Below are 5,722 nucleotides of genomic sequence, written 5' to 3' on the forward strand. Positions count from 1 at the left end.
AAAGCTCCATAATTTCCATAGTGGTTTTTACCCACTACAGATATTATAGAGCCAACAAATTCAGGTGGTTTTCTTTTGCTTTTCTCGTCTTCTCACGGTATCACGCATATGGTATAATGGAGAAGGACATTTTCTTTTTATTTCTAGAAATTCGTATATTTTTTGAAAACGAACAAATGCTTTCAACAGTAGAAAGTATTTGAGAAATAATCAACGTTGGGAGGCTTTGTAATGAAACTTTCGAAAAAAATGGTGTTTATTGTTATGTTGGTGGGAGTTCTCTCACTTACGCCTTATTTGGCTTACAAATACTATGTGAACAAATATGTTGACCCATACTCTACTTTTTTGTTTAAGAGAAAGATAGTGGATTACAAATATATCGAGGATGGGAAAGCCTTGGCGATTAAGTGGGACTATGATAATCCATTGGACTATTGGCTTGCATCACAGTCTACCTATGTTTATTGGGTTAGTCCCGTTGCCAGCCAAAATAAGATTGTTCAGGAATACAAAAGATTGGCGATATCGTCTATGTATCGAAATGAGCCTATTGAAGATGAATATTGGAAGATTACCATCTATGATATAAAGACGAAGGGCTTTCCTTCCAAAGACTACGATATTTTTAAAATGACTCGAGATTATGATTCAGACTATATCCCTACAGGGATTGCGACCACCATCTATATTAGTGAGGGTCGAGAACTACTGGATATTCATTTGAAAAATGCCAAAGACGGTTCTCTTTCTACCAAGTCTATTGATTTGGATGAGGGGAAGATTGTGGAATTAGGTGAAGGAAAGGACTTTGAACAAATAAGTCGCTCAACCTCTTTTTCACATTTGTTACAGAACTCTTCTAATTACTTTATGAATGAATGGGAAATCGGAATCTCAAAAGAAGGAAAGTTGGATAAAGATGCCCTTATTCGTCAAAAGTATCCCGAAGCAGCAAAGCTTTTGGAAGATAATAACGGATCAATTGTAGTCTTGGCAGATAAGCCAAGTATCGAAAACAACATGCCAATTTATCAGCTCTTGTATAAGGAAGGGACGAACTTATTTGAAAATGTGAAAATTCCTGAGGAAAACTCAGTAGATGGACAGGAGCATATTGTCAATAGTCAGGAAGAGTTTATAAAATATTATCGTAATAAGGAAAAAGGGGATCCTAATCAAAGGTAGTCAAACTCTATCTAACAATATTTTTACTAAGAAGAGAAAGTTTGAGTGTGGATAATGATGGGAGAGGATTTGTAATGATTAGTTTAGAGCTGTTGTCTGAAGAAAATAGTCTAGACGTTTATTCTTTTGAAAAAGAAAATCGAGAGTATTTTGAACGAAATTTACCTCCTAGACCAGCTAACTATTTTGATTTAGAAGGTTTCAAAGAAATCACGAGGGAATTGTTAACGGAACAAAGGAATCGTGATGTCTATATGCATCTTATTAGAGATTCGCAAGGTATGATGGTCGGGAGAATAAATTTAAGTGTTTTAGAGAATGATCGAACAACAGCAGAGCTTGGGTATAGGATTGGGGAAAATGTTAGCAACTTAGGTTATGCTAGCGAAGCGGTTAAACTCGTTTTAGACAAGGCCTTTACGACTTATGGTTTAAATAAAATTATTGCAGGAACGACAAGAGGTAATATAGCCTCTCAGAGGGTGCTTTTAAAAAATGGCTTCACCTTTAGTAGGATGATAGAAAATGACTTATACATTCATAATGAGTGGGTTCATACAGCAGTATTTGAGATAAGGAGGCCATAATATCATCATTTCCAGTCTACTGACAAGGTTAACGGAGTTATAATCTGTCCAGACATTCAAGAATATTTTCTTGGATGTTTTTTGTTTAGAATCTTCGGGTGTGTCTGTTAAAATTTGATTTTCCCAGTGGACAATCGTCCACTTTTTTTATATAATAAAACTAAACCGAATTGGTTGAGTTTTAGAGATGTAAGCTCAACCGTCGATTTGTTTTTCTAAGAGAGATATTCTCAATAAAGCATCACACTAGGGGGTGAATCATGTACCAACCAGAAAAACTCAAGGCTCGGAGAAAAGAGTTAAAATTGACACAGAAGGAAATTGCAGAGGAATTAGGGATCAGTTTTCAGGCTTACTCGGCTTGGGAACGTGGAATTAAGGAACCATCCCAGGAGAAGGTTGCCCAGCTAGAAAATATTTTAAAGGTAGCAAAGGGATATTTCACTCAGATTGAGATTGTTCGTCTCTACAATAGCCTCTCCAAGCAAGGGAAGGAAAGGTTGTGCTCTATGCTCGCAACCTAGCTCAAGAGGAACAAACTCAGAAGGTGACGACCATGCCAGAGCGCCTCTACGAGTACCGTGTCTATGAACGTATGTCAGCAGGGATCGGGGCTTCGGTCTATGATGATCAGAATTTTGATACAGTCTACTTTAACGAGGAGTTGGCCCATGATTTTGCATCTTGGGTATCTGGGGACTCTATGGAACCTAAATATCAAAATGGTTCGGTAGCTCTGATTCGGGAAACAGGATTTGACTATGACGGGGCAGTTTATGCAGTGGTTTGTAACAATCAGACCTATATTAAACGGGTCTATCGGGAGGAAGATGGTTTGCGTCTGGTTTCTATCAATCCTAAATACAAGGACATTTTCATCTCCTATGAGGAAGATCCTCGGATTGTGGGGATTATCGTTGGGAATTTTGTGCCGATGGAGGGTTAGCCTATGGGCTACTTTGATTATTCCAGAGAGCCCAAAAGTGATATTGCCTTTGTCGATATGAAATCCTTTTATGCCAGCGTTGAGTGTGTGAAAAGGGACTTACATCCGCTGAAGACCTCGCTTTGTGTCATGAGTCGCGCGGATAATTCTACTGGTCTTATCCTAGCTTCCTCTCCCATGTTTAAGAAGATTTTTGGCAAGTCCAATGTTGGTCGGGCCTATGATCTGCCTTTTGATATCAAAACGCGCAAATTTTCTTATTACAATGCTCGAAAGCAAGGCTTGCCTACTGACTCAGACTATGTTCGCTACATCGAAGATTGGGCTCAAGTGACTTTGGTTGTGCCACCTAGGATGGATGAGTACATAGCGGTCAATATGGAAATCCAGCGAATCTTTCAAAACTATGGTAGTCCAGATGATATTTATCCCTACTCTATCGATGAGGGCTTTATCGATCTGACTAGTTCGCTCAACTATTTTATCCCAGACAAGAGTCTCTCTCGCAAAGACAAGCTGGATCTGCTTTCTGCTCGTATCCAGAGGGATATTTGGAGGCAGACAGGGATCTACTCTACGGTGGGTATGTCCAATGCCAATCCCTTACTGGCCAAGTTGGCCCTGGATAATGAGGCCAAGCACACTCCGACCATGAGGGCCAACTGGTCTTACCAGGATGTGGAAGAGAAGGTTTGGGTCATTCCCAAGATGACGGACTTTTGGGGGATTGGCAGGCGGATGGAGAAACGCTTGCATGCTCTGGGGATTTTTTCCATCAGAGAATTGGCCACCAGTAATCCAGACCAGCTACAGAAAGCTCTCGGTCAGGCTGGTCTGCGTTTGTGGTTTCATGCTAACGGGATTGATGAGAGCAATGTTCACAGGCCCTATAAAGCCAAGTCTCAGGGATTAGGAAATTCTCAAATCTTGCCGAGAGACTACGTGAAGCTACGGGATATCGAAATTATTCTCCGAGAAATGGCGGAGCAGGTGGCTATTAGACTGAGAAGGGCTGGCAAGAAAACAACCCTTGTCTCTATCTATGTCGGTTTCTCTAAACAGGAGGTTAGGCCGTCTATTCATACACAAATGAAGGTCGAACCGACTAATAATACAGCTATCTTAACGGATTATGTTTTGAAGTTATTTCATAATAAATACACTTCTGGAGCGGTCAGAAGTGTCGGAGTCAACTATTCAGGATTTGTAGACGAGTCCTTTGGCTTAATCTCCTCTTTGATGATGTTGACAAGTTAGAAAAAGAAGAAAGGCTCCAGACGGCTATTGATGCCATTCGGGAACAATTTGGTTTTACCTCTCTCTTAAAGGCCAATGCACTGGAAGAAGCCTCTAGGAGTCTTGCCAGAAGCAAGCTGATTGGGGGGCATTCTGCTGGAGGATTAGATGGACTAAAATGATTGATCGTTCTTATTTACACTTTCCATCTGCGCGTGACTATCAAGATCCAGGGATGCAGAAGTGGATGGGCTTTTTCCTCTCAGAGCATACTAGTTCACTCGGTGAAGAAAGAAATCGGGTGGCTTTTTCGACGAGTTTGAATTCCGTTGAGAAGCTACCCTTGCTTTCGCAGCTTTATGTTGGGCAACTGAAGGGATGCTTTGTAGTCAAGGAAAGAAGGCATAAAACCACGATCATTGGTGAGGTAAGCGAATTATCACCTCAAACTCTATCTATTAGGACCAATGAGGGCTATAGACTGGTAGAGGTAGCAGATGTTCTCGAAATTCGACTGTGGGAGGGGGGAGTGTATGACTAGAAAAGAGTTATATGAAAACAAACTGCAGATGGATTATTTTTCAGATAGTTATATCCGCTTTGAAGAGGATTTTCAAAAATACTCTGTTATGAATGTACCACTGACTTTTTTGATCGATGACATCCTACGCACTATGGCGATGAATCAGAAGAACTACTTTGTTTTAAACAAGGAAAACGCCAAGGATGGGCGGGAGCATCGCTTTTATTTTAGGGTGGTGACGGAAAAAGAGTGTCCCAGAAATCGAACCTATGCATACGCTGGACTCAAAAATAGTAGTCAGTGACTAGGTGTGGAAGAGGGAAGTTTGATTTAGGAAAGATGGCTTGTGAACGTCAGAAAATCTCATGGTATTGGAATTCGAAATGCCATCTTATATTTGTGGAGTTCTTGCAGAAACTTATGATGGTAGCTCTGATGAGATAAGGCAAGGGGCACTCTCTTTTTTGGATGAGCGTTTATTTGAAAACGTGGTTGGATTTGAGAACAGCTATCTTCAATGATCATCTTACTTTATAGAGTCATACCAAAACATCCATGTATATTTGTGGATGTTTTTTAATTTTACAGATAGAAAAAGAGAAGACCAAATGGTCTTCTCAACGGGGGAACTGAATCATTAGAAAGAATCAATCAAAGAGGGTTACTAGTCTTTGAAATTCTTTTGGAAGATGAGGAGAGACAAGATAGAAGTAATGGCTGCCAAGAAGAGGAAGGCAGTTGCTTCTTGTTCCCCAGTTGCAGGGAGTAGTCTTTCCTTATCTTCTTTGATTGTAGCTGTAACAGGAGCTTTTTCATCTTTTGCTGATGAATTATCTGTTACGACTGGAGCAGGTTTTTCAGTCTCTCTTGGTAGAACATACTCAGGAAGAGTCACAACTGGTGGCGCTTCTGTTCCAACTGAGCTTTGTTTGCTACCTACCTCAATCACTCGATCTTGAGCTGGAGTTGCTTCTGTTTGGAGAACCTTGCGATTGTCACCGTCCACTTCAACATACTCGACTAAGAGACCGTCTTTCCCTTCTGATAGAACTTGCTCTTTTCCTTTGTCTAATTGTGGGTTTTCGCGATGAATTGTCTTAAACGGTACGACCTTATTGACGATTTCTAAGCTTGGAAGTTTAAAGACAAGGTCTTTAACCCCTTCCTCAGGACTTGAAGAAGTAATTGGTTTCTCAGGTTGCGCCGGTTTTTCAGGCTGAGCCGGAGTTTCCGGTTGCGCAG

At 40.7% G+C, this 5,722-nt stretch carries 6 protein-coding genes and 2 pseudogenes; 7 read left to right on the top strand and 1 reads right to left on the bottom strand.

Annotated elements, in window-relative coordinates; all coding sequences use genetic code 11:
- Positions 1 to 231: 231 nt before the first annotated feature.
- From Q4A91_RS09100 to Q4A91_RS09130, 7 genes and pseudogenes are all read left to right on the top strand, one after another.
- Complete coding sequence (locus tag Q4A91_RS09100; protein WP_303214173.1) at positions 232 to 1,188, top strand: hypothetical protein; 957 nt, start codon at positions 232 to 234, stop codon at positions 1,186 to 1,188.
- Between the two features lie 74 nt (positions 1,189 to 1,262).
- Complete coding sequence (locus tag Q4A91_RS09105) at positions 1,263 to 1,775, top strand: GNAT family N-acetyltransferase (RefSeq protein WP_303214175.1); 513 nt, start codon at positions 1,263 to 1,265, stop codon at positions 1,773 to 1,775.
- A 260-nt stretch (positions 1,776 to 2,035) separates the two neighbouring features.
- A pseudogene (locus Q4A91_RS09110) lies at positions 2,036 to 2,721 on the top strand (helix-turn-helix transcriptional regulator).
- Between the two features lie 3 nt (positions 2,722 to 2,724).
- Positions 2,725 to 4,139, top strand: a pseudogene (locus tag Q4A91_RS09115) (Y-family DNA polymerase).
- Entirely contained in the window at positions 4,136 to 4,498 is a 363-nt protein-coding gene (locus Q4A91_RS09120; protein ID WP_303214177.1) for a hypothetical protein, read from the top strand. Before Q4A91_RS09115 ends, Q4A91_RS09120 begins: the two are co-directional and overlap by 4 nt.
- The gene (locus Q4A91_RS09125; protein ID WP_303214179.1) at positions 4,491 to 4,784 is read left to right on the top strand and encodes a DUF5960 family protein; all 294 of its coding nucleotides are present in this window, start codon (positions 4,491 to 4,493) and stop codon (positions 4,782 to 4,784) included. Before Q4A91_RS09120 ends, Q4A91_RS09125 begins: the two co-directional genes overlap by 8 nt.
- A gap of 61 nt (positions 4,785 to 4,845) precedes the next feature.
- Positions 4,846 to 5,001, top strand: coding sequence for an ADP-ribosylation/crystallin J1 (locus Q4A91_RS09130; protein WP_303214181.1), 156 nt, complete (start codon positions 4,846 to 4,848; stop codon positions 4,999 to 5,001).
- Positions 5,002 to 5,144: 143 nt separating this feature from the next.
- On the opposite strand, the gene Q4A91_RS09135 is transcribed toward Q4A91_RS09130, so the two are convergent.
- Positions 5,145 to 5,722, bottom strand: a 578-nt coding sequence (locus Q4A91_RS09135) for a G5 domain-containing protein (RefSeq protein WP_303214183.1), incomplete at its 5' end; no start/stop codon positions are given.

The sequence above is a fragment of the Streptococcus sp. genome (genome assembly GCF_030528045.1).
Taxonomy (GTDB): Bacteria; Bacillota; Bacilli; order Lactobacillales; family Streptococcaceae; genus Streptococcus.